Source organism: Streptomyces sp. NRRL F-5122 (assembly GCF_001507435.1).
Lineage (GTDB): Bacteria > Actinomycetota > Actinomycetes > Streptomycetales > Streptomycetaceae > Streptomyces > Streptomyces lannensis.
The window spans coordinates 1-296 of record NZ_LMWH01000197.1 but is presented as its reverse complement, the minus strand read 5'-3'; the positions used below and the strand labels follow the sequence as shown (position 1 = coordinate 296).

Below are 296 nucleotides of genomic sequence, written 5' to 3'. Positions count from 1 at the left end.
ACTGACCGCGGCTTGTCGGGATACTTCGCCACCGGTGGGCGTCCGGTCCCGGAGTACGGCTCGGCCACCGGCACCGCCTCGGCGGGCTGGGCCGACAGCGTGGTGGAGATGCCCACCACGTAGTTCATGCCGCGGGCCTGCACTCCGTGCCGGAACGCGGCGGCGTCGCCGTATCCGGCGTCCGCGATGGCAAGCGGCACCTCGATGCCCCAAGAGCGGGTCTCATCGAGCATGTCCAGGGCCAGCTGCCACTTCTCCACATGCCCGACATCGTCCGGGATGCCGCAGGCGGTGCG

At 70.9% G+C, this 296-nt stretch carries 1 protein-coding gene; it reads right to left on the bottom strand.

Going from position 1 to position 296, the window contains the following annotated elements; genetic code table 11:
• Window positions 1-296 (bottom strand): transposase (locus ADL25_RS19790; protein ID WP_199839183.1); only part of this gene is annotated, 296 nt, incomplete at both ends.